Raw genomic sequence first — 20,788 nt, forward strand, 5'->3', positions numbered from 1 at the left:
TTCAAATACAACGCAACCGGCGGTGTTCCAAGGCCGGAAACGCTACTCTAACCCGCTCCAGGCGTTCGCGGTCCATTTCCGCGCACACCACCCCCGATCCCGACGCCAGGCTGTCCATGATCTTGCCCCAGGGATCGACGATCATGCTATGGCCGAAGGTTTCGCGTCCGTTCACATGAAACCCGCCCTGGTTGGCGGCCACGGTGAAGCACAGATTTTCCACACTGCGCGCCCGAACCAGGAGTTCCCAATGGGCCGCGCCGGTCTGGGCGGTGAAAGCGGAGGGCACGGCGAGGAAATCCATGCCCGATTCCGCCATCTGTCGGAACAGCTCCGGAAAACGCAGGTCGTAGCAGATGGCCACGCCCAGCCGCCCGAAGGGCGTATCCATGACCAGGGGGGAAACGCCGGCCTCGATGGTGTTGGACTCCTGGTAACGTTCCTCGGTGCCCGGCACGTTGACATCGAACAGATGGATCTTGTCGTAACGGCCGACGCGACGCCCGCCGGCGTCGTAAAGCAGGCAGGCCGCCCGCACCCGGCCGGCGCTGGCGCGGATGGGCATGGTGCCGCCGACGATCCAGACCTTATGCTTGTCCGCCATGCGCGCCAAGGCCTCCTGGATGGGGCCTTTGCCCTCGTCCTCGGCGACTTCCAGCTTGTCGGCCTCGCCCATGCCCATGATGGCGAAGTTCTCCGGCAGCACCACCAAGCGGGCTCCCCGGGCAGCGGCCTGCGCCACGAGCCGTTCGGCTTCGATCAGATTGGCGCTGACATTGGGGCTGGACGCCATCTGCACTGCCGCAAAAACCGGTTTATTCATTAACGCCTTCCTCACCTTTGCTGCCAAAACCCGAAAAATTCTTCAGCCCCGACCACGCCCGATTCAGCACGTCCAAAGGCATGTTGCCCTCGCTGCGGCTGACTTGAGGGTTATCCCAACTGCCCTTGATCGCATAGCGGTTGCTGGCGATGCTTACGCTATCCTGCCCCACCAGCTTGCCTGCCACGGAAAGCGCAGCCCCCACCGCGGCGCTGCCCAGCATCACTCCGCTCATGGGCAGGCTGGCCAGGGTATGGGGAATCACCGTCACGGTTTCGTCCAGGTCCCTGGCCACCAACCCGACGCGGCCGCTGATCAGGATCGTGCCAGCCACCGCGTCGATGAGAAAACCGCTGTTACGTGCCTGCCCACCACCCAGTTCAAAATGGCCGCGCATGCTGTCGTAGCTCAGCCCCTTGCCGAACATGTCGCTGAAATCCAGAAGCAGCAACCGTTTCAAAGAGTCCAAGTTTAACACGGCCAATGCCCGTCCCAGACCCGGCTCCATCTTCAACACGCTGCCACGCCCCAGTTTCAGCTCGACACTCCCGCGCACCCCGGCGGCACTCAGCTCCTGAGGTGCCCCTGGCCACGCCAGGGCGAACTGGGCCTGGGTCGGCGTATCGCGAATCTCCTTACCAAACCCCAGCCCGGTCAGGAACACACCCATATCCCGGATGTCCAGCTTGCCCTCCAGCCGCGTTTCACCGGCTCCGGCCAGCCCCAACCAACTGCCCTTGAGTTGCAGGCGGTGGTTCTCGTGCACCAGGCTCAGCTCCTTGACATTAAGGCCCTGGGCCCAGCGCTCCGCCAGCAGGTTGAGCGCCCCGAGATTCGAGCCCCGCCACTGGGTGCGCCCGGACCGTACCTGCAAGGCCGGCATCGAATCCGCCGCCAAGCTCTCCGCGGCAGTCGGCCTGGGCGCCCCGGTCGTATCGGTATCCGGCAAGCTGAGCTGCTTCAGGTCCAACTTGAGCAAGGGGTAGCCGAATTGTGGCGCCTTCAGCAGGATATCGCCCTGCGCCATGGCGCCGTCGACCGAGCCTTTCCAGTCGCTGCCCTCTTGCGTCATCTCCAGGCTCAAGGGGCCCAGCCGCCTGCCGTCCCAGCGCAGGTCATCGGTCTGCACGCTGACGCTCTTGAGCAAACCGGTGGGAGGGCCGCGGCGGCTGATTCGAGCCAAGGCATCCTTCCAGGCCGCAGCGTCCAACTCCCCCAAGCGGGCACGCAGCCGAAGGCCGGCGGAACGGGAAGGCTTACCCGTGACCCGACCTACCAGGATGTCGCCCCCGCCGAAGTCATAACGGCCGTCATGTTCGTCGAACCACAGATCCGCCAGGCCCTCGGCGCCATAAACGATCCGCATCGGCAGATCTTCGCCGCTGGGAAAAGCCAGTTCCAGCCGCAGGCTGCGCTGCAATGCGCCAGGCTTGCCGATGGGTGCCGGCAACAACACCGCCAGGCCGTCCAACCCAGATTCCAGCGCTATCCGCATGGGCTCGCCGGCAGGCGCCAGTTCCTTGGGAATATCCGCCACCAGCCTGTAGGCGCTCGCACCCTTCAGGTAGTCCTCGACATGAGCGGCAGGTGCCAGCCGGTCGAGTTCTTCGACCCCGGCTTTCCCCTTTAATTCCACGCGGATGGCATCACCCGCCTCACCGACCCCCAGGCTGACCGGACTCCCGAGTAGCGCGCCCTTTACCCCATCCGCAGACAATCCCGTTTCGCTGAACTTTAGAGCACCGCTCATCTGGCGTATGCCGATGTTCAGATCCGGGAATTCCATCAAGGCATTTTTGAATGCCGCCTTGCCGTCCACCCGGACCTCGTCCCGGTCGCTGGGCAGATAGACGCTCAGTTTCAGATCGATGTCGGTCGGGCCACTCGGCTCCGTGTACTTGAATACCCGATGCGGAATCTGCCGCAATGGGGTCTTTTCCAGGAACTCCAAGGACTTGCGCACATCGGTCTGGATGTCACCGGAGATGAGCAGCCAGGGGTCCAGGTCGAAATCCCCGGCATGGGCTCGGGCGTTTTGCACCTGGACGCCGCCGACCTCGACAGCGCGGGCGGTGATATCCATTCCGGCTCGCTGGAAATCAAGCTGGCCGCTCAGTCCTTGCGCCGGCGGCCAGTCTGGGTGGAACATCAGCTCAACGTTCTCCAACTGGGCCCGGGCCTGAAACACACCTTCCCCGCCTCGAAACGGAAAAGCCGCGAGGGGCCCCCGCAGCAGCACGTCCGCCGTTTCGATACGGCCGCTGGAGAAAGCGCCCCGCAGCCAGCGCGCGGTATTATCCGGCATGGCGGACAAGGGCAGATAGTCGCGCAAGCGACGGGCATCCACGTCGTAAAGCCGCGCCTGCAAATCCACGAAAGGCGGTCCGCCTACTGACGGTATTTGCACCTGACCCGATGCGGTCCCATGCAGCCCTGGCGCCTTCAGCCCAAACACGGGGAGGTCCAGGCGCAGGCCATCTTCCTCGCGCTCCCACCGCCAGCGGGCTTCCAGTGTCTCCAGGGCGACAGGATGCGGCCATAGGCGGGGCGCACCGACCTCTCCGAAAGCCAGGGCGATGCTGCCCAGACCGCGCCGATCGCTGCCGCAGACCCGACCCCGCAGGGGGCCAGCACCGGGCAACGCCCCCCGGGGGTGAACCATCAGATCCCGGAAGCCGCCGCAAAATCCGAAGCGTCCGCCGCCATTCAGGCCGACCACGAGCTCAGGCTGGGTGATGACGCCGGCAGGCTGCATATCGTCGAGGGCCTTGCGCAACGCACCAGGCGGCAGGGCTTTGCCGAAAAGAAGCACGTCCTCCAGCCTCAGATCCGAAGCCGCGGCGCGCAGGACGGAAGCACCGGCAGCGTCCACATCCAGGGCCACGGCCAGGTCGACGGGAGGACCGCGCTGTCCTCCCTGCTCGAGGCTCAGCCCGCTGAAGGCCAGTTCCCATCCCCGACCGCTGCGCTCCCAGACGAAGCGGCTGGCAAAGCCATCCAGGGAAACCTGCGACCCAGGAAGCTCGCTGCCGCCGGCAAAGCCGAACACGGGCCTCGCCAGTTCCATCCGGCCGCGCGCACTGGCCAGTGCTCCCGACGCCCACTGCCCCCAGAGTTCCAGATCGCCGATGCCAGCGTGAAGGGCAACCTGCTCCGGGAACAAGCCGGCGAGGGGCGTGCCGAATTGGAGGTCGGAAGCCTTCAGGTAGACCGCCCCCCGCCAGTTCGATGGCTCAATGGCCGGTCCACTCAGATCGGCCGCCAGCGCGATACGGCTGCCGAGATCCGGCGCCAGCCGCAGGAGTGCGCTCACGCGGTGATGGGCCTCGCGGCTGCGCCAACTGAGATTCAGGCGCCCCAGCGGCAGGGGCGCCGGGACATGGGGCGCGCGCCAGGCCAGATCGATGTCGCGCAGCGCCAGACGCTCCAGGGGATAAAGCCAGAGGGGACTCTCGTCGCCCGAACCCAGACCGGCGATGCCGAATGAACCGTCCGCGCCCCGCTCCAGCAGGACTTTCGCTTCCTCGAGACGCAGGCTGGTGAGAACGGGGCTGCGTTGCAGCAGGCTTTGCACCAGGCTCACGCCCAGGCCCACCTTGTTGAGGCGCAGCACTTCCAGGCCGGTGGAACGGGAAACCACGGAAAGATCGCGTAAAACGAGTTGCGGCTCCAGCCCCAGCATGCGCGCGGACAGGGTTCCGATGCGCACGGTGGCACCCAGCCGTTCGCTTGCCTGGGATTGCAACTGTTCCCGAAAACGCGAGACTTCCGGCAGCAGCCAGAAGCGCAGCACGCTCAGCGCCAGCGCACTCCCCACCAAGGTCGCAAACAAGGCATACCGCGCAGCACGACTGACATGGCGGACAATTTTCAAGGAGCCGGGTCTACAAGAGGACTACGTCGTACTGCTCCTGGGAATACTGGGATTCGGCGCGGAACTTGACGTTCACGCCGAGGAACTGCTCCAGTTCGGAAAGCATGTCTGCCTCCTCGTCGAGCAGACGTTCCACCACTTCATTGGAGGCCAGCACCAGGAGTTCCTGGACGTTATATTGCCTCACTTCGCGGATGATTTCGCGGAAAATCTCAAGGCAGGTGGTCTCGGGGGTTTTCAGCACCCCGCGCCCGCCGCAGCAGGGGCATGGCTCGCAGAGTATGTGCTCCAGGCTCTCGCGGGTGCGCTTGCGGGTCATCTCCACCAGGCCCAGGCTGGACACCTCGCTGATGGTGTTCTTGGCGTGGTCCTTTTCCAGACTCTTTTCCAGGGCCTGGAGCACCTGCTGCTTGTGCTCCTCGTCCTGCATGTCGATGAAATCGATGATGATGATTCCACCCAGATTGCGCAGGCGCAGCTGCCGGGCGATGGCCTGGGCCGCTTCCAGGTTGGTCTTGAAGATGGTCTCTTCCAGATTGCGCCCGCCGACGAAGGCGCCGGTGTTCACATCCACCGTGGTCATGGCTTCGGTCTGGTCGAAGATCATGTAGCCGCCGGATTTCAGCACCACCCGGCGCTCCAAGGCGCGCTGGATCTCCTCTTCCACGGCGTACAGGTCGAACAGCGGACGTTCGCCGGAGTAATGCTCGATCAAGGGCACGGTCTCGGGCACGAACTCCTTGGCGAACTTGTGCATTCGCGTATAGGTTTCCCGTGAGTCAACCCGGATCTTCTCCACCTTGGAACGGTGCAGATCGCGCAGCACCCGCATGGGCAAAGGCAGGTCCTCGTGCAGCAGGGTCTTCACCCGCACCGTCTTGATGCGCTGGGCCACCGAATTCCACAGCTTCTGCAGGAACAGCATGTCCGAGCGCAGTGCAGCTTCGTCGACGCCTTCCGCAGCGGTACGCGCGATGAAGCCGCCCGTTGCATGGTCGCGTTGAAAGGCTTCCACGCAGGCCCGAAGCCGCATGCGCTCGGACTCGCACTCGATGCGCTGGGACACGCCGCTGACCTTGGCATAGGGCATGTATACCTGGTACACGGAGGGTATGGAGATTTCCGTGGTCAGCCGCGCCCCCTTGGTGCCGATGGGATCCTTCACCACCTGCACCACCACGTCCTGGCCCTCCCGAAAGGCCAGTTCGATCTCCTCGTTGACCGCCTTCTCGCGGTCTGCGGCGTTGAGGTCCGACACATGCAGGAATGCGGCGCGCTCGAGGCCGATATCCACGAACACCGCCTGCATTCCGGGCAGCACGCGGCAAATGCGGCCCTTGTAGATGTTGCCCACTAGGCCACGGCGGCGCAGCCGCTCGATCAGCACCTCCTGCAAGACGCCGTTTTCGACGATGGCGACGCGGATCTCGGGCGGCGTTACATTGATCAGGATCTCATCGCTCATCGCGGCACTGACTCTCCCCGAACACATCGATTCCCACCCGGCTCAGCAATTCCGCGGTCTCGTAAACCGGCAGTCCCATCACGCCGGAAAAGCTGCCTTCCAGGCGGGCGATGAAAACGGCCCCCAGACCCTGAATGGCGTAGGCCCCCGCCTTGTCCGCGGGCTCCCCTGTATTCCAGTAGGCGCTGATCTCCGCATCGCGCAACGCACGGAAATACACCCTGCTTTCGCTCATGGCCTGCCAGTGCTGCTCCCCGAAACGCAGGGACACCCCGCTGAGGACGCGGTGCTCGCGGCCCGCGAGGCGTTTGAGCATGGCCTCGCCATGCTCGCGATCCCGCGGTTTGCCCAGCACCTCGCCATCGAGCACCACCTCGGTATCCGCTCCCAGCACCGGGAGCGCCGCAGCGCCCTCGCACTGGCCCTGCAAGGACTTCTCCGCCGCCACGCGCGCCACGTAGACCTCTGCCGGCTCGCCCAACCTCGGCGTCTCGTCCACTTCCACGTCGACAGCCTCGAAAGGAATGGCGAGCTGCGCCAACAGTTCGCGCCGCCGAGGCGAGGTGGAAGCCAGGATGATGCGGGGAGACGGTGACATCAGCGGTGGTAGGGGTGATTGTTGAGAATGCTCCAGGCGCGGTACAACTGCTCAGCCACCACGACGCGCACCAGGGGATGTGGCAGCGTCAGGGCCGAAAGCCGCCAGCGCTGCCGCGCCCGCTGCAGGCAGCCGGGCGACAAGCCCTCGGGGCCGCCGACCATCAGCGACACATTCTGACCCTCGCGCAGCCAGCGAGCCAGCACTTGAGACAGCTCCGGCGTACTCCACTCCTCGCCGCTCAGGTCCAGGGCCACGGCGTGATGGCCGGGCGGGATCGCCTCCAGCATGCGCTTGCCCTCATCTTCCATGGCCCGCGCCAGATCAGCATTCTTGCCGCGCACCCCGGGGGCGATTTCACGCAGCTTGAGTTCGCACTCGCGGGGCAGGCGTTTGGCGAATTCGCCGTACCCGGTCTCGACCCAGTCCGGCATGCGATTACCCACGCAAACCAGTTGGATCTGCATTCGTTAATGCCCGACGGGATCAGGCCAGCGAAAGCATATTCTCCAGCGCCTTGCGCGCCTCCAGTTTGTCCGCCTCGGGCACGCGAATGGGGTTGACCACGCGCCCCGCCACCAGGTTCTCCAGAACCCAGGCCAAGTGCTGCGGATCGGTGCGGAACATGGTGGAGCACATGCACACCGTCGGCGACATGAAATGCACGCTCTTGCCCTGCCCCTTCACCTCGTCGCGCAGGCGGTTTACCAGATTCAGCTCGGTCGCCACCAGCCAGCGGGTCTGCGGCGGCGCCTCGCGCACGGTCTTCAAAATGTACTCGGTGGAACCGATGTAATCAGACTTCTGGCATACCTCGAAGCAGGCCTCCGGGTGGGAAATCACCAGGGTGTCCGGGTAGGTCTCCTTGAAGCGGTCGATGTGCTGCGGCTGGAACATCTGGTGCACCGAACAGAAGCCCTTCCAGAGGATGATGCGAGCCTTCTCGATTTCTTCGCGGCTCAGGCCGCCCATGGGTTTGCCGAAATCCCACACCACCATTTCTTCCAGGGGGATACCCATACGGTAGCCAGTGTTGCGGCCCAGGTGCTGGTCGGGGAAGAACAGCACTTTCTCGCGCCTCGAGAAACTCCAATCGAGGATGGCCTTGGCGTTGCTGGAGGTGCAGACGATGCCGCCGTGACGGCCGCAGAAGGCCTTGAGGTCCGCCGCGGAATTGATGTAGGTGACTGGCGTCACCTTGGCGTCAGGGTCCAGCACCTCGGCCAATTCCTTCCAGCAGCGCTCCACGTTCTGCAGATTGGCCATGTCCGCCATGGAACAGCCGGCGGCCATGTCCGGCAGGATGGCGATCTGCTCGGGGCGCGAGAGGATATCCGCCACCTCGGCCATGAAGTGCACGCCACAGAACACGATGTATTCCGCGTCGGACTGGGCCGCCATGCGCGACAGCTTGAGGGAGTCGCCGGTGAAATCGGCGTGCTGGAACACTTCGTCGCGCTGATAGTGGTGTCCCAGGATCACGCAACGGGAACCCAGCGCTTTCTTCGCGGCGCGGATCCTGGCGTCGCAGTCTGCATCATCCAGCAGGGCGAAATCCTGAATGTCTAAGGCAACGGCGTTCATCGATACAGCCACTCGATTGGGATAGGTTGGGAGGATAGCATGGGCAGCCGCGTCGTCGTCACGGCTGCCCGTTGGACAGGAAGATCAAGGGTAAGTGCCGCCCGGAGGGCGTTCCAGGAACAGAAGGCCAACTCAAGCCTTTTCCGCCGTCTCCGGGTTGGGCTTGCGCAGGCGGATGCCCAGTTCGCGCAACTGCGCGTCGGTGACCTGAGCCGGCGCGTCGATGAGCGGGCACCAAGCCGACTGGGTCTTGGGAAATGCCATGACTTCGCGGATGGAGTTCGCGCCGCTCATGAGCATCACCAAGCGGTCCAGGCCGAAGGCCAGCCCCCCGTGGGGAGGTGCGCCGTACTTCAGGGCGGTGAGCAGGAAGCCGAACTTCTGCTGCGCTTCCTCCTCGCCGATGCCCAACAGGTCGAACACCGCGCTTTGCATGTCGGTACGGAAGATACGGACGGAGCCGCCTCCAATCTCGGTGCCGTTCAGCACCATATCGTAGGCGCGGGACAGGGCCTGGCCGGGATTGGCCACCAACTCCTCCTGGCTGCACTTGGGCGCCGTGAAGGGGTGGTGCAAGGCCGACCAGCGCTGCTGCTTTTCGTCCCATTCGAACATGGGAAAGTCCGTCACCCACAGCGGCTGCCAGCCCGGCTGCACCAGGCCGCGGTCCTGGCCCAACTTGATGCGCAGGGCGCCCATGGCCTCGTTGACCACCCGCGCCTTGTCCGCCCCGAAGAAGACCAGGTCGCCGGTCTCGGCCTCGGTGCGGTCGAGAATGGCGCGCACCACGTCCTCGGGCAGGAACTTGAGGATGGGCGACTGCAGGCCGTCCATGCCCTGGCTGCGGTCATTGACCTTGATGTAGGCCAGGCCCTTGGCGCCATAGATGGCGACGAACTGGGCCAGATCATCCAGTTCCTTGCGCGAAAGATCGCAGCCCTTGGGCAGCTTGAGCGCCGCCACCCGGCCTTGCGGATCGGCGGCGGGGCCGGCGAATACCTTGAATTCCACCCCAGCCATCAGGTCCGCCACATCCACCAGTTCCAGCGGAATGCGCAGGTCCGGCTTGTCGGACCCGTAGCGGCGCATGGCCTCCGCGTAGGTCATGCGGATGAAGGGCTGCGGCAGGGCCACGTCCAGCACCTCGCCGAACAAGTCGCGGATCATGTCCTCCATCAAGTACGTGATCTGCTCCTCGTTCATGAACGAGGTCTCGATATCCAACTGGGTGAATTCCGGCTGGCGGTCTGCGCGCAGGTCCTCGTCGCGGAAACAACGCACCACCTGGTAATAGCGGTCCATGCCGGAGATCATCAGCAGCTGCTTGTACAACTGCGGCGACTGCGGCAGCGCGAAGAAAGCGTTCTCGTGGGTGCGGCTGGGCACCAAGTAGTCGCGCGCGCCTTCCGGGGTGGCCTTGGTCAGGAACGGGGTCTCGATCTCGTAGAAACCGTGATGATCCAGGAAATTGCGCAGGAAGCGGATGATGTCGCGGCGCATCTTCATGCGCTGCTGCATCAAGGGGCGGCGCAGGTCGATGTAGCGGAAGCGCAACCGCGTCTCCTCGTTGACCTCGATCTCACTCTCCACCGGAAACGGCGGGGTCTCCGCCTTGTTGAGAATCTCCAGGGCGGTGCCGAACACCTCGATGGCGCCGGTGGGCATGTTGGCGTTCTCGGTGCCGGCGGGGCGGCGGCGCACCTTGCCGTGCACCCTCAGCACATACTCGCTGCGCACCGACTCGGCGGTGTGGAAAGCCTCAGGCTGGTCCGGGTCGAACACCACCTGCACCAGGCCTTCCCGGTCCCTCAGGTCGATGAAGATCACGCCGCCATGATCGCGCCGCCGGTGCGCCCAGCCGCACAGATCGACTTCCTGGTCCAGATGGGCTTCGTTGAGTTCCCCGCACTTGTGGCTGCGCATAGTCGGTCTCTGATCTGAGGGTGAAAAACCGAAAAATATACCGTCTACTGCAGCTTCCGTGCAAGGCGAAGGATCGAAATCCTCAATCGGCGGTCGTGGACTTGCTGCCTTCGCTGGACGCCGCCGGCTTGCTTTCGGACTTGCTATCCGATTTTTTCTCCGACTTGCCGTCTCCGGCCAGGTTCTTTTTTTTGTCCTTGCTGCCCTTGAAGTCGGTTTCATACCAGCCGCCACCCTTGAGCCGGAATCCCGCAGCGGAAACCAGTTTGCTCAGTTCCTCCTTGCCGCACTCGGGGCAGAACCGCAAAGGCTCCTCGCTGATCTTCTGGATGACTTCCAGTTCGTGTCCGCAGGCCTTGCACTGGTACTCGTAAATTGGCATTGCTCGATACTCCCGAAGATTTTGACTCGTTGATTCTTACTGTGGCCGCTTCACTGCTTTTTCAAGACCCGCAAGGACACGCCAGATGCTAAGATGCCGCCCTCGACCGCCACCTTGACCCGGCCGCCATGCAGCACATCACCCTGATCCGTCCCGACGATTGGCACCTGCACCTGCGCGACGGCGACGCGCTGAGCACCACCGTGCCTCACACCGCACGCCAGTTCGCGCGCGCCATCGTCATGCCCAATTTGACACCGCCGGTCACCACAGTGGAGGCCGCCCTCGCCTATCGCCAGCGTATCCTGGCCGCGGTACCGGCCGACCTAAACTTCGAGCCGCTGACGAGCCTGTATCTCACGCCGGCGACCACTCGGGATGAAGTGGCCCGCGCCGCCGAATGCCCTCATGTTCACGCCTTCAAACTCTACCCGGCCGGTGCCACCACCCATTCTGAGGCAGGCGTCGGCGACCTCAAAGGAATCTACCCGGTGCTGGAAGCAATGGAGCATTTACGAGTTCCGCTGCTGGTGCACGGCGAAGTGACCGACCCCGGCACCGACATCTTCGATCGCGAGCGGCTGTTCATCGAGCGCGAACTAGCGCCCATGGCCGAACGTTTTCCGGGCCTGCGCCTGGTGCTGGAGCATGTGACCACCCGGGAGGGTATCGATTTCGTCCGCTCCCGCCCCCAACTGGCAGGCACCCTCACCGCCCACCATCTGCTCTACAACCGCAACGCTCTCTTGGCGGGCGGTGTTCGACCTCATTATTTCTGCCTGCCGGTACTCAAGCGCGAAACACACCGCCAGGCCCTGCTGGAAGCCGCCACCAGCGGGAATCCGCAGTTCTTCCTGGGCACCGACAGCGCGCCCCATGCCCAATCCCGCAAGGAGACCGCCTGCGGCTGCGCCGGCTGCTACACGGCCCACGCCGCCATGGAGTTGTACGCGGAAGCTTTCGACAGCGTGGGGCGCCTGCATCGTCTCGAATCCTTCGCCAGCCTCAACGGCCCGAGATTCTATGGGCTGGAACCGAACCGGGGCACCGTCACCCTGACCCGGCAGGCCTGGACGGCACCCGAGACTTACCCCTTGGGTTCCGAGTCATTGGTGCCGCTGCGGGCCGGCGAGAGCATCGCCTGGAAACTGGCCTAGCCAGGGCCTCCCGCAGAATGCAAAAGCCCGCAACCGGTCCCCCGGTCGCGGGCCCTTGAGCCTCCGTCAGGGAGGCGTGAACCTCAGTCGGTTTTGGTCGGAAACGGTACGTCCAGCTTCTCGAATTCGTCCAGTTCCTGCTCCATGTCGTCTTCCGCCGGCGGATTGCCGTCATGGATCTTGTAGTTGCGATCCTGGAAGTAGGCATTGCGAATGAACTCATAGCGGTCCACCGAGGCCTCGTCGGCAATCTTGGTGGCGCTCAGCAGGTCGGCGCGGGTGTCGATGGTCTTCAAGGTGCCGCTGCCAAACGCATAGGCCGCCGGATTGACCCAGTTGATCGGGTTGGACATGGTGTCACCCGCCAGGCCCACCGCGCCGCGTGGCGTGCTCGGACCCACCAGGGGCAGCACCAGATAGGGACCGGAGGGAATGCCCCAGGCGCCGAGGGTCTGGTCCAGATCCTCGTTGTTCTTGTGCAAATCGACGGCGCTGGCCACATCGACGAATCCGACCAGGCCCGCCGTGGTGTTGATCAAGAATCGCCCGGTGTCCTTGCCGGTCTGGGCAAACTTGAGCTGCAGCAGGTCATTGGCGATGACGCCGATGTCGTCCACATTGTTGAAGAAGTTGGTGATGCCGCGATCCACGAAGGACGGCGTGATCACCTGGTAACCCTTGGCGATGGGCTTCATGAAATAATCGTCGAGACTATCGTTGAAGCTCTGCACATTGCGATTCCATCCCTCCCACGGGTCGCGGGGGTCGTGCGTCGCGTTGCTTGCGCAACCTGCCAGACCCATCGTCAGCGACAAGGCCACTGCCGAACAACGGTACCAGCGGAAGTTAGGTGTCATCTTCTTCATGTTTGTTTATCCAGCCTGTTTTCCTCGGGACATGGAAATCCGCGTGCGCTAAACATAGCATAGCTGTCAGGGGCGCAAGACCTTGTAGCCCGCCCACGACAAATCAAAGCCCGCTAAATATAATGGGCCGGCCGCTTTACGTCGAGTAAAAATCATCTTGCCCCATGAACAATGAAAAACTCCCGATGGCCCAGCGCTTCCGCGGCTACCTGCCGGTGGTGGTGGACATCGAGACTTCCGGCTTCGATCCCCAGCGCAACGCCCTGCTGGAAATCGCCGCCGTGATTCCCGAGATGGACGCCTCAGGCCGCCTGAGTATCCTCGAGACCCATCACGCCCACGTCAATCCCTTCCCCGGAGCGCGTCTTGAGGAATCGGCCCTGGCCTTCAACAAGATCGATCCCTTTCATCCCTTTCGCATCGCCCTGGACGAAAAGGATGCGCTGCACAAGCTCTTTACCCCCATCCGCAGCGCTATCAAGCGCAACGGCTGTACCCGCGCCATCCTGGTAGGCCACAACCCGGCGTTCGACATCGGATTTCTGAACGCGGCGGTGAATAGGGCGGGCATCAAGAAGAACCCATTCCACCCGTTCAGCACCTTCGACACCGCCACCTTGGCGGGCCTGGCCTATGGCCAGACGGTGCTGGCCAAGGCCGCTCAGGCCGCCGGCATGGAATGGAACAACCGCGAGGCGCACTCGGCGGTATACGATGCGGAGCAGACGGCGCGCCTGTTCTGCACCATCGTCAACCGCTGGGCCGAGCTTACCGGCGCCTGGCCCGAGCCCGGTCCGGCACGTCAGTCGGCCGCCGCTTCCTGAGTCTTGCTCAGCAGCTTCTGCAGTTCACCGCTCTGGAACATGTCCATCATGATGTCGCTGCCGCCTACCAACTCACCGTCCACGAACAGTTGCGGAAAGGTCGGCCACTGGGAATACAGCTTCAGGTTTTCGCGGATCTCCGGCTCCTCGAACACGTTCACGTAGGCGTAGCGGACGCCACACTGCTCCAGGATCTGCACCGCCCGCCCGGAAAAACCGCACTGCGGAAACGACGGCGTGCCCTTCATGTACAGCACCACGTGGTTGTCGGCCAACTGCTGCTTGATTCGATCCATTACGTCCATCATTCACCTCGCTTTAAAGTTGAGTGTCTTAAACCTAGTAAATCTATCAGAAGCCACCTCGAAATTTAAGCGCAGCCGCGGGCGGCCATATCCCGCATCCGTCTAAAGAAATTGCTTGTTAGAAAAGCCAGTTTGCATATAATGCCTTTTTTCGCGGGGGGCAGTCGGCTGACTGCCTTTTGTTTTTTCGAGGGATTTCGACGATGACGAGTCATGTGATGGCGACTTACGCACGGCTTCCGGTGGTCTTCGAGAAAGGTGACGGCGCCTGGCTATGGGACGAGGCCGGCAGGCGCTACCTGGACGCAGTCTCGGGGGTCGCCGTGTGCGGCCTGGGCCATGCCCACCCGGCGGTGCGCGATGCCATCTGCGCCCAGGCGGGCAAGTTGCTGCACACCTCCAACCTCTACCAGATCAAGCTGCAGGAGAATCTCGCCGACGCCCTGATCGCAGCCAGCGGGCTGGAGAAGGCGTTCTTCTGCAATTCCGGCGCCGAAGCCAACGAGGCCGCCATCAAGATCGCGCGCAAGCTGGGCCACGAGCGCGGCATCGACGATCCCTGCGTGCTGGTCATGGAGGGCAGCTTCCACGGCCGCACCATGGCCACCCTCAGCGCCACCGGCAACGCCAAGGTCCGCGAGGGCTTCGAACCGCTGGTAAGCGGCTTCATCCGCCTGCCCTATGACGATCTGGACGCCGTCAGCGCCGTGGATGACCCGCGCGTGGTGGCGATGCTGGTGGAGCCGGTTCAAGGCGAAGGCGGCGTGCGCATTCCCCATGCCGGCTATTTGAAGGCGCTTCGGCAGTTGTGCGACCAGCGTGGCTGGCTGTTGATGCTGGACGAAGTGCAGACCGGCATCGGCCGCACCGGCAGCCTGTTCGCTTTCCAGCAGGAGGACATCCTGCCCGATGTCATGACCCTGGCCAAGGCCCTGGGCAATGGCGTCCCCATCGGCGCCTGCCTGGCCCGCGGCAAGGCCGCGGAAGTCCTCTCCGCCGGCAAGCACGGCTCCACCTTCGGCGGCAACCCCCTGGCCTGCAGCGCAGCCCTCGCGGTGCTGAAAACCATCGCTTCAGAGAACCTTGCCGCCCGCGCGAAAGAACTCGGTAACCGCATCGCCGCGGACTTCCGCCGCACCCTCGGTGGCAACGCCCATGTGCTGGACGTGCGCAACAAGGGCCTGATGATCGGCGTCGAGTTGGACCAGCCCTGCGGCGAACTCGTCGCCCTGGCCCTCGACGCCGGCCTGCTGGTGAACGTCACGGCGGAGCGGACCATCCGCCTGCTGCCGCCCCTCATCATGACGGACGAGCAAGCCCAACTCCTGGTGCAGGAACTGGCCGCCCTCATCGCCTCCTTCACACAGCGCGCCGGAGCGCCGGAAACCGCAGCAACATCATGAAACCGCGTCACCTCATCACCCTGAAAGACCTCAGCAGCGACGAATTCCACGCCCTGATCCGCCGCGCCACCGAACTGAAATACCAGGACCCCGCCTACGAGCCCCTCAAGAACAAGGTCCTCGGCATGGTGTTCGAGAAATCATCCACGCGCACGCGGGTGTCTTTCGAGACGGGCATGGCACAGTTCGGCGGCAGCGCCATCTTCCTCTCCCCGCGCGATACCCAGCTCGGCCGCGGCGAACCGGTGGAAGACAGCGCGCGCGTGCTGTCGCGCATGGTGGACTGCATCATGCTCAGGACCCATCTGCACCGTACCGTGGAGATCTTCGCCGAATACTCCCGGGTGCCGGTGATCAACGGCCTCACCGACCGTTTCCACCCCTGTCAGCTCCTTGCGGACATGCAGACCTATTTCGAGCATCGCGGCGACATCGCCGGCAAGACCGTGGCCTGGATCGGCGATGGCAACAACATGGCGCAAACCTATATACATGCCGCGGAAATGCTGGACTTCCAGCTGAAGATCGCCTGCCCCGAGGGATACGATCCCGAGCCCGCGTTGCTGGCCGCGGCCGGCGACCGGGTCGAACTGCTGCGCGACCCCAGCCAGGCCGCCCGGGACGCCGACCTGGTGGTCACCGATGTCTGGGCCAGCATGGGCCAGGAACAGGAACAGAACGAGCGGGCGCAGGCCTTCGCCGCCTACACCGTGGATGTAGCCCTCATGGCCTTGGCCGCGCCCGACGCGGTCTTTATGCATTGCCTGCCGGCCCACCGGGGCGAGGAAGTCTCCGCCGAGGTCCTGGAAGGGGAACAGAGCGTGGTCTGGGATGAGGCGGAGAACCGCCTGCATGCGCAGAAGGCCTTGCTGGAACTGCTGCTGGTGCCCTGACCCGCACCTCGACCCGGAGCAAGGAGCCCAAGGGTGCCAAGTGTTGCTAAAATCTCGTGTTACCTCTCAACGGAACAGGGCGGGTCCAAAGGTGAACATGCGCATACTGGCGGTTTTGCTGTTGTCGGGCTTCGATGCGATGGCGGCCGAGAAGATTTACGTCACCGATCAGCTCGAGGTCCAACTGCGAACGGGCCAGAGCCTGCAGCACAAGATCGTGAAGATGGTGCCCTCAGGCTCCCCGGTGAACCTGCTGCAAGGCGAGACGCCCCAAGGCTACAGCCTGGTGGCCCTGGAAACCGGCGAACGCGGCTGGATCCTGTCGCGCTACCTGACCACGACGCCGCCGGCGCGCATCCAAGCGGAGGACAGCATCCGCAAAGCGGAAGTGCTTGAAGCCGAGAACCGCAACCTGAAGACCCAGATCGCGGGGCTGACGGCGGGAAAGGACGCGGCGGACAGAAGCAATCAGGATCTGTCCAGCGAGACCGAACGCCTGAACAGCGAGATCATCTCCATCCGCCAGGCCTCGGCCAATGCCCTGCAGATCCAGGAAGAACGCGACCAGTTGCAGCAGAAGGTCATCAACCTGGAGCGCGAACTGGAGACGAATCGCCGCGAAATGAAGGCGCTGGATGACAGCAACAAGCAGGACTGGTTCCTGATCGGCGCTGGCGTCCTGTTCGGCGGCATCGCCCTGGGTGTCATCCTGCCCCGTTTGAGCTGGCGCAAGCGCAGCAGCTGGGATTCCTTCTAAGCCGGTCTCCGCAGACTCACGGGCGGTGCCGACAAAGGCGCCGCCGCGCTTCCGCTCTGATTTTCCGATACACCCTCTCTCGAGGGAAAACCTCACGTAGTCCGTTAAGCGAGCCCATCATGACCGACAAGAAAACCCGCACGTATTCATCCCAGGTCGTCGACGGCATGGAACGCGCGCCCAGCCGCGCCATGCTCTATCCGGTCGGCTTCACCGATGCCGACTTCGCCAAGCCCCAGGTCGGCATCGCCTCCACCTGGAGCATGGTCACGCCCTGCAACATGCACATCAACAAGTTGGCTGAAGACGCCGCCCGCGGCGCGGATGGCAATGGCGGCAAGGCGGTGATCTTCAACACCATCACCATCTCCGACGGCATCTCCATGGGCACCGAGGGCATGAAGTACTCCCTGGTTTCCCGCGAAGTCATTGCCGACTCCATCGAGACGGTGGTGGGCTGCCAGGGCTTCGACGGCGTGGTGGCGATCGGCGGCTGCGACAAGAACATGCCGGGCTGCATGATCGCCCTGGCCCGCCTCAACCGTCCGGCGGTGTTCGTCTACGGCGGAACCATCCTGCCGGGCTGCCACGGCGAAAAGAAGCTGGACGTGGTGTCGGTGTTCGAGGCCGTCGGTGCACGCGCCAACGACAAGATCGACGACGCGGAACTCAAGGCCATCGAGTCCAAGGCCATCCCGGGCCCCGGTTCCTGCGGCGGCATGTACACCGCCAATACCATGGCCTCGGCCATCGAAGCGCTGGGCATGAGCCTGCCGGGCAGTTCCGCCCAGGCGGCCATTTCCACGGACAAGCAACTGGACTGCGTGCGCGCCGGCGCCCAGGTGCTCAAACTGCTGGAACTGGACCTCAAGCCCCGCGACATCATGACCAAGCAGGCCTTCGAGAACGCCATCACCGTGGTCATTGCCCTGGGCGGTTCCACCAATGCCGTGCTGCACCTGCTGGCCATGGCCGATGCCTGCGGCGTGGACCTGCAACTGGACGACTTCACCCGAATCGGCGAGCACGTGCCCATGCTGGCGGACCTCAAGCCCAGCGGCAAATACTCCATGGCCGAACTGGTTGAAATTGGTGGCATCCAGCCCTTGATGAAAGAACTGTTGAAGGCGGGCCTTTTGCACGGAGACGCCATGACCGTCACCGGCAAGACCCTGGCGGAAAACCTGGCCGAGGCTCCGGATTACCCCGCAGACCAGGCCATCATCCAGCCCCTGGACAAGCCCATCAAGAAAGACAGCCATCTGGTCATTCTACGAGGCAACCTGGCCCCCGAGGGCGCGGTCGCCAAGATCACCGGCAAGGAGGGCCTGCAGTTCACCGGCAAGGCGCGGGTGTTCGAGTGCGAGGAACTGGCGCTAAAGGCCATTCTGGACGGCACCGTGGTCAAGGGCGATGTCATCGTCGTCCGCTTCGAAGGCCCCAAGGGCGGCCCCGGCATGCGCGAGATGCTTTCCCCCACCGCCGCCGTCATGGGCAAGGGCCTGGCCAAGGATGTCGCCCTCATCACCGACGGCCGTTTCTCAGGCGGCACCCACGGCTTCGTGGTCGGACACATCACGCCCGAGGCCTATGTCGGAGGGCCACTTGCCATAGTGCAGAATGGCGATGAGATCACCATCGACGCCGTCAGCCGCGAGTTGACCCTCCACCTTCCGGACGCGGAGATTCAGTCCCGTTTGGCCGCCTGGACGCAACCGGCACCCCGCTACACCAAAGGCGTTTTGGCGAAATTCGCCAAGCTGGTGAGTTCGGCGTCGGAGGGGGCGGTGACGGATAAGAACCTCTGATTTGCCTCTGGGCAGGTTTTCGCAGAATAGGGCGACCTGCCCGCCCCGTTATAGGCTCATAACTTACTTCTAAATTGTTCATATGGATGTGTTGCAGTCCCTTCTGATTTCCTTGGGTGGAAATGCGATCCTTATCATGGTGCTGGGTTGGCTTGCCCGATCATTTGGAACACAAATTTTGGCAAAAGATCTGGAAAGATTCAGGTCAGACTCGCAAGCTCAACTTGCTGGAACCTCTGAGAAGCTTAAACATGAGCTTGCTCTCGCAACATTGGAACATCAGATACGGTTTTCCAGGTTGCACGAGCGCCGTGCGGAAGTAGTAGCGAATCTTTATGAGTTGTTGGTTGAGGCGGAATGGGCCGCAAGCAGTTTAGTTTCACCAACGCAGTGGTCAGACGAACCTTCCAAGCGCGAAAAGTACGTCAGTGCCATGAGAAAGGCGGCAGAGTTCTATAAGCAATTCGAAAAAAGCAGAATCTACTTACCAGATTCTCTCTGCAGCCAACTCGAGTCGTATCACAATGATCTACGGCATGAAGTCATTGATTTTGGAATTTACACAACCATCGACGTAGACGTTATGACAAATGCGACAGCTGAAAAAATGCATGATGCGTGGATTCGAGCGGCAAAGTACTTCGAGACAGCAGCGCCCGTTGCGCGTAAAGCATTAGAAGCCGAATTGCGCGCGATGCTTGGGGATTTGCGCAACTAGTCTAAATAGGATGTGCCGACGTCAGGAGGCGCATCGATCGAGGTAAAAGAGCCGGTTCCCACGCGGAGCATGGGAACCAGCGGAGAGTTCGAGTTTTCGAGCCCGTTTGCCGCGCCGAGCACCGTAGCTTTCGAGGGGATTACCCGCAGGGGTGCGGAATGAATTCCGCACGACGGCAGAGGGACAGGGACGGATCTTCTGCCGGCTCCCGAAGAAAGCGAGAGCGGAGGGTGAGCCGGACAGTGCCGAAAGTCCAATGGACCCCAGGCCCGGCGAACGGGTAATCCATGGACGGATTATCCCTGGGCTTGCAAGCGAAGCAGGATTGCGCAGCGTCGCAAGTAAACGGCAACCGCGCGGCTTTTCTATTGGTTCCTTTTCTTTGGCCGCGCAAAGAAAAGGAACTCGTGGTGCGAGGGCCAAACCCCGCGTATCAAAGCCGTCGCGAAGCGACACAACAAATCCCGCCTCCACCGATGCACCTCCTGACGTCGGCACATCCCATGGGTCTGATATCCTCTATGCAAATCACGGAGGTATCCGGCACGCTGCAAAAACGCCAGAAAAGCACCGACCTCGCCCGGCAAGCTCGCCTCAAAGCCGGCTCGCTGGACAGCTTATGCGCCATGGACGGGTTTCTGCCGGATCGGCAAGGGCCGGCGCAGGATGCGTTGCTTGATTGGATTTATAAGCAGCCATGAAAGGGTTTTGCGATTTATCGTGCGGTTGACTACAAAAACGCAGTCACAAAAATGAAGACGGTTTCAGCATTTAGAATATCCGGACACTGCAAGTCCCTCGCGACAATCCCGAATCACAATGCGATCAAAGGATTCTCGTTGATCGAACTGGTGGTGGTCATCATCATCCTCGGGATTCTCGCCGCCACCGCATTGCCGCGATTCGTTGACCTCTCCAGTTCAGCCTCGGTCGCTACCGTCAGCAGCCTGGCAGGTTCCGTCCGCGAAGCTGCTGCCAATTGGCGTATGCTCTGTGTCGTTCAAGGCACATCGAGCTGCAACTCCACATCCGGTGTGTATACCATCAGCAACAATGGACAATCGATCCAGATTTGGAACGGCTGGCCGGACGCCGGAGACAACATCGGTTACAACGAAATCGATACTGCCGTCCAAACCGGCGGATTCACGGTTTCCATCGAGGCAGGCCAAAGAACCATCTGGCGTTTAACCTCTGCCCGAGACCCATTGACCTGCTATGTGCAATACACGGAAGCACTCACTTCTGGTGCCGAACCGATCGTGGCGACTGATACTTCGGGATGCTAGGTTCTGCTGACGTATCAGCGAAGCCAGATGAGAGCGACGACGAAGCGCAAAAACCCCATGCAGGCAGCATACGATTTGCCGAGGCAGGAAGCGTTGCGCCTTAGCAACCGTTTGCCATT

General features: G+C 62.8%; 19 protein-coding genes. 9 read left to right on the forward strand and 10 right to left on the reverse strand.

Going from position 1 to position 20,788, the window contains the following annotated elements; all coding sequences use genetic code 11:
• Position 1: 1 nt before the first annotated feature.
• The 8 genes from EK23_RS07960 to EK23_RS07995 all read right to left on the reverse strand — a co-directional run bounded on the left by EK23_RS07960 (position 2) and on the right by EK23_RS07995 (position 10,649).
• A complete protein-coding gene (locus EK23_RS07960; RefSeq protein ID WP_045224812.1) occupies positions 2–823 on the reverse strand; it encodes a carbon-nitrogen hydrolase family protein in 822 nt (273 codons plus the stop codon).
• Complete coding sequence (locus EK23_RS07965) at positions 816–4,697, reverse strand: YhdP family protein (RefSeq protein WP_045224813.1); 3,882 nt, start codon at positions 4,695–4,697, stop codon at positions 816–818. The genes EK23_RS07960 and EK23_RS07965 overlap by 8 nt, the downstream gene beginning before the upstream one ends.
• A gap of 10 nt (positions 4,698–4,707) precedes the next feature.
• Positions 4,708–6,162 carry a ribonuclease G gene (rng, locus tag EK23_RS07970; protein WP_045224814.1) on the reverse strand — a complete coding sequence of 485 codons (1,455 nt, stop codon included), beginning with the start codon at positions 6,160–6,162 and terminating at the stop codon, positions 4,708–4,710.
• Positions 6,152–6,763 carry a Maf family protein gene (locus EK23_RS07975; protein ID WP_438941136.1) on the reverse strand — a complete coding sequence of 204 codons (612 nt, stop codon included), beginning with the start codon at positions 6,761–6,763 and terminating at the stop codon, positions 6,152–6,154. The genes rng and EK23_RS07975 overlap by 11 nt, the downstream gene beginning before the upstream one ends.
• Positions 6,760–7,227 carry a 23S rRNA (pseudouridine(1915)-N(3))-methyltransferase RlmH gene (gene rlmH / locus EK23_RS07980; protein ID WP_045224816.1) on the reverse strand — a complete coding sequence of 156 codons (468 nt, stop codon included), beginning with the start codon at positions 7,225–7,227 and terminating at the stop codon, positions 6,760–6,762. Before rlmH ends, EK23_RS07975 begins: the two co-directional genes overlap by 4 nt.
• A gap of 19 nt (positions 7,228–7,246) precedes the next feature.
• Positions 7,247–8,344 carry a quinolinate synthase NadA gene (gene nadA / locus EK23_RS07985; RefSeq protein WP_045224817.1) on the reverse strand — a complete coding sequence of 366 codons (1,098 nt, stop codon included), beginning with the start codon at positions 8,342–8,344 and terminating at the stop codon, positions 7,247–7,249.
• 132 nt (positions 8,345–8,476) lie between these two features.
• Positions 8,477–10,267 (reverse strand): aspartate--tRNA ligase, encoded by a 1,791-nt coding sequence (gene aspS / locus EK23_RS07990; protein WP_045224818.1) that lies wholly within the window; start codon positions 10,265–10,267, stop codon positions 8,477–8,479.
• A gap of 82 nt (positions 10,268–10,349) precedes the next feature.
• On the reverse strand, positions 10,350–10,649 hold the full coding sequence (locus EK23_RS07995) for an FmdB family zinc ribbon protein (RefSeq protein ID WP_045224819.1): 300 nt from the start codon (positions 10,647–10,649) through the stop codon (positions 10,350–10,352).
• 128 nt (positions 10,650–10,777) lie between these two features.
• Between EK23_RS07995 and pyrC the strand changes: the two genes are divergently transcribed.
• Positions 10,778–11,806, forward strand: a complete 1,029-nt coding sequence (pyrC, locus tag EK23_RS08000) for a dihydroorotase (RefSeq protein ID WP_045224820.1) — start codon at positions 10,778–10,780, stop codon at positions 11,804–11,806.
• 83 nt (positions 11,807–11,889) lie between these two features.
• On the opposite strand, the gene EK23_RS08005 is transcribed toward pyrC, so the two are convergent.
• Positions 11,890–12,672 carry an MlaA family lipoprotein gene (locus EK23_RS08005; protein ID WP_327037037.1) on the reverse strand — a complete coding sequence of 261 codons (783 nt, stop codon included), beginning with the start codon at positions 12,670–12,672 and terminating at the stop codon, positions 11,890–11,892.
• A gap of 164 nt (positions 12,673–12,836) precedes the next feature.
• Between EK23_RS08005 and rnt the strand changes: the two genes are divergently transcribed.
• Positions 12,837–13,496: a ribonuclease T gene (gene rnt / locus EK23_RS08010; RefSeq protein ID WP_045224821.1), complete on the forward strand. Its 660-nt coding sequence runs from the start codon at positions 12,837–12,839 to the stop codon at positions 13,494–13,496.
• On the opposite strand, the gene grxD is transcribed toward rnt, so the two are convergent.
• Positions 13,475–13,801 carry a Grx4 family monothiol glutaredoxin gene (gene grxD, locus EK23_RS08015; protein ID WP_045224921.1) on the reverse strand — a complete coding sequence of 109 codons (327 nt, stop codon included), beginning with the start codon at positions 13,799–13,801 and terminating at the stop codon, positions 13,475–13,477. The two genes, rnt and grxD, sit on opposite strands and share 22 nt — an antisense overlap.
• Before the next feature lie 203 nt (positions 13,802–14,004).
• On the opposite strand from grxD, the gene EK23_RS08020 reads away from it, so the two are divergent.
• From EK23_RS08020 to EK23_RS24580, 7 genes are all read left to right on the forward strand, one after another.
• Entirely contained in the window at positions 14,005–15,204 is a 1,200-nt protein-coding gene (locus EK23_RS08020) for an aspartate aminotransferase family protein (RefSeq protein WP_045224822.1), read from the forward strand.
• On the forward strand, positions 15,201–16,097 hold the full coding sequence (argF, locus tag EK23_RS08025) for an ornithine carbamoyltransferase (protein ID WP_045224823.1): 897 nt from the start codon (positions 15,201–15,203) through the stop codon (positions 16,095–16,097). The genes EK23_RS08020 and argF overlap by 4 nt, the downstream gene beginning before the upstream one ends.
• Before the next feature lie 97 nt (positions 16,098–16,194).
• A complete protein-coding gene (locus EK23_RS08030) occupies positions 16,195–16,854 on the forward strand; it encodes a TIGR04211 family SH3 domain-containing protein (protein WP_045224824.1) in 660 nt (219 codons plus the stop codon).
• A gap of 119 nt (positions 16,855–16,973) precedes the next feature.
• Positions 16,974–18,662 (forward strand): dihydroxy-acid dehydratase, encoded by a 1,689-nt coding sequence (ilvD, locus tag EK23_RS08035; protein WP_045224825.1) that lies wholly within the window; start codon positions 16,974–16,976, stop codon positions 18,660–18,662.
• An 82-nt stretch (positions 18,663–18,744) separates the two neighbouring features.
• A complete protein-coding gene (locus EK23_RS08040) occupies positions 18,745–19,380 on the forward strand; it encodes a hypothetical protein (RefSeq protein WP_045224826.1) in 636 nt (211 codons plus the stop codon).
• 287 nt (positions 19,381–19,667) lie between these two features.
• Positions 19,668–20,081 (forward strand): hypothetical protein, encoded by a 414-nt coding sequence (locus EK23_RS23255; protein WP_145998602.1) that lies wholly within the window; start codon positions 19,668–19,670, stop codon positions 20,079–20,081.
• A 51-nt stretch (positions 20,082–20,132) separates the two neighbouring features.
• Positions 20,133–20,669, forward strand: a complete 537-nt coding sequence (locus EK23_RS24580; RefSeq protein ID WP_045224828.1) for a type II secretion system protein — start codon at positions 20,133–20,135, stop codon at positions 20,667–20,669.
• Positions 20,670–20,788 lie beyond the last annotated feature (119 nt).

Origin of the sequence: Methyloterricola oryzae (assembly GCF_000934725.1) — a bacterium.
GTDB classification, from domain to species: Bacteria; Pseudomonadota; Gammaproteobacteria; order Methylococcales; family Methylococcaceae; genus Methyloterricola; species Methyloterricola oryzae.

What these genes read in the sequence shown, in the direction of transcription:
- EK23_RS07960 (WP_045224812.1), bottom strand. Translation starts at nt 823, where the DNA reads ATGAATAAACCGGTTTTTGCGGCAGTGCAGATGGCGTCCAGCCCCAAT.
- rng (WP_045224814.1), bottom strand. Translation starts at nt 6,162, where the DNA reads ATGAGCGATGAGATCCTGATCAATGTAACGCCGCCCGAGATCCGCGTC.
- rlmH (WP_045224816.1), bottom strand. Translation starts at nt 7,227, where the DNA reads ATGCAGATCCAACTGGTTTGCGTGGGTAATCGCATGCCGGACTGGGTC.
- nadA (WP_045224817.1), bottom strand. Translation starts at nt 8,344, where the DNA reads ATGAACGCCGTTGCCTTAGACATTCAGGATTTCGCCCTGCTGGATGAT.
- aspS (WP_045224818.1), bottom strand. Translation starts at nt 10,267, where the DNA reads ATGCGCAGCCACAAGTGCGGGGAACTCAACGAAGCCCATCTGGACCAG.
- EK23_RS07995 (WP_045224819.1), bottom strand. Translation starts at nt 10,649, where the DNA reads ATGCCAATTTACGAGTACCAGTGCAAGGCCTGCGGACACGAACTGGAA.
- pyrC (WP_045224820.1), top strand. Translation starts at nt 10,778, where the DNA reads ATGCAGCACATCACCCTGATCCGTCCCGACGATTGGCACCTGCACCTG.
- EK23_RS08005 (WP_327037037.1), bottom strand. Translation starts at nt 12,672, where the DNA reads ATGAAGAAGATGACACCTAACTTCCGCTGGTACCGTTGTTCGGCAGTG.
- rnt (WP_045224821.1), top strand. Translation starts at nt 12,837, where the DNA reads ATGAACAATGAAAAACTCCCGATGGCCCAGCGCTTCCGCGGCTACCTG.
- grxD (WP_045224921.1), bottom strand. Translation starts at nt 13,801, where the DNA reads ATGGACGTAATGGATCGAATCAAGCAGCAGTTGGCCGACAACCACGTG.
- EK23_RS08020 (WP_045224822.1), top strand. Translation starts at nt 14,005, where the DNA reads ATGACGAGTCATGTGATGGCGACTTACGCACGGCTTCCGGTGGTCTTC.
- argF (WP_045224823.1), top strand. Translation starts at nt 15,201, where the DNA reads ATGAAACCGCGTCACCTCATCACCCTGAAAGACCTCAGCAGCGACGAA.
- EK23_RS08030 (WP_045224824.1), top strand. Translation starts at nt 16,195, where the DNA reads ATGCGCATACTGGCGGTTTTGCTGTTGTCGGGCTTCGATGCGATGGCG.
- ilvD (WP_045224825.1), top strand. Translation starts at nt 16,974, where the DNA reads ATGACCGACAAGAAAACCCGCACGTATTCATCCCAGGTCGTCGACGGC.
- EK23_RS08040 (WP_045224826.1), top strand. Translation starts at nt 18,745, where the DNA reads ATGGATGTGTTGCAGTCCCTTCTGATTTCCTTGGGTGGAAATGCGATC.
- EK23_RS23255 (WP_145998602.1), top strand. Translation starts at nt 19,668, where the DNA reads ATGGACGGATTATCCCTGGGCTTGCAAGCGAAGCAGGATTGCGCAGCG.
- EK23_RS24580 (WP_045224828.1), top strand. Translation starts at nt 20,133, where the DNA reads ATGAAGACGGTTTCAGCATTTAGAATATCCGGACACTGCAAGTCCCTC.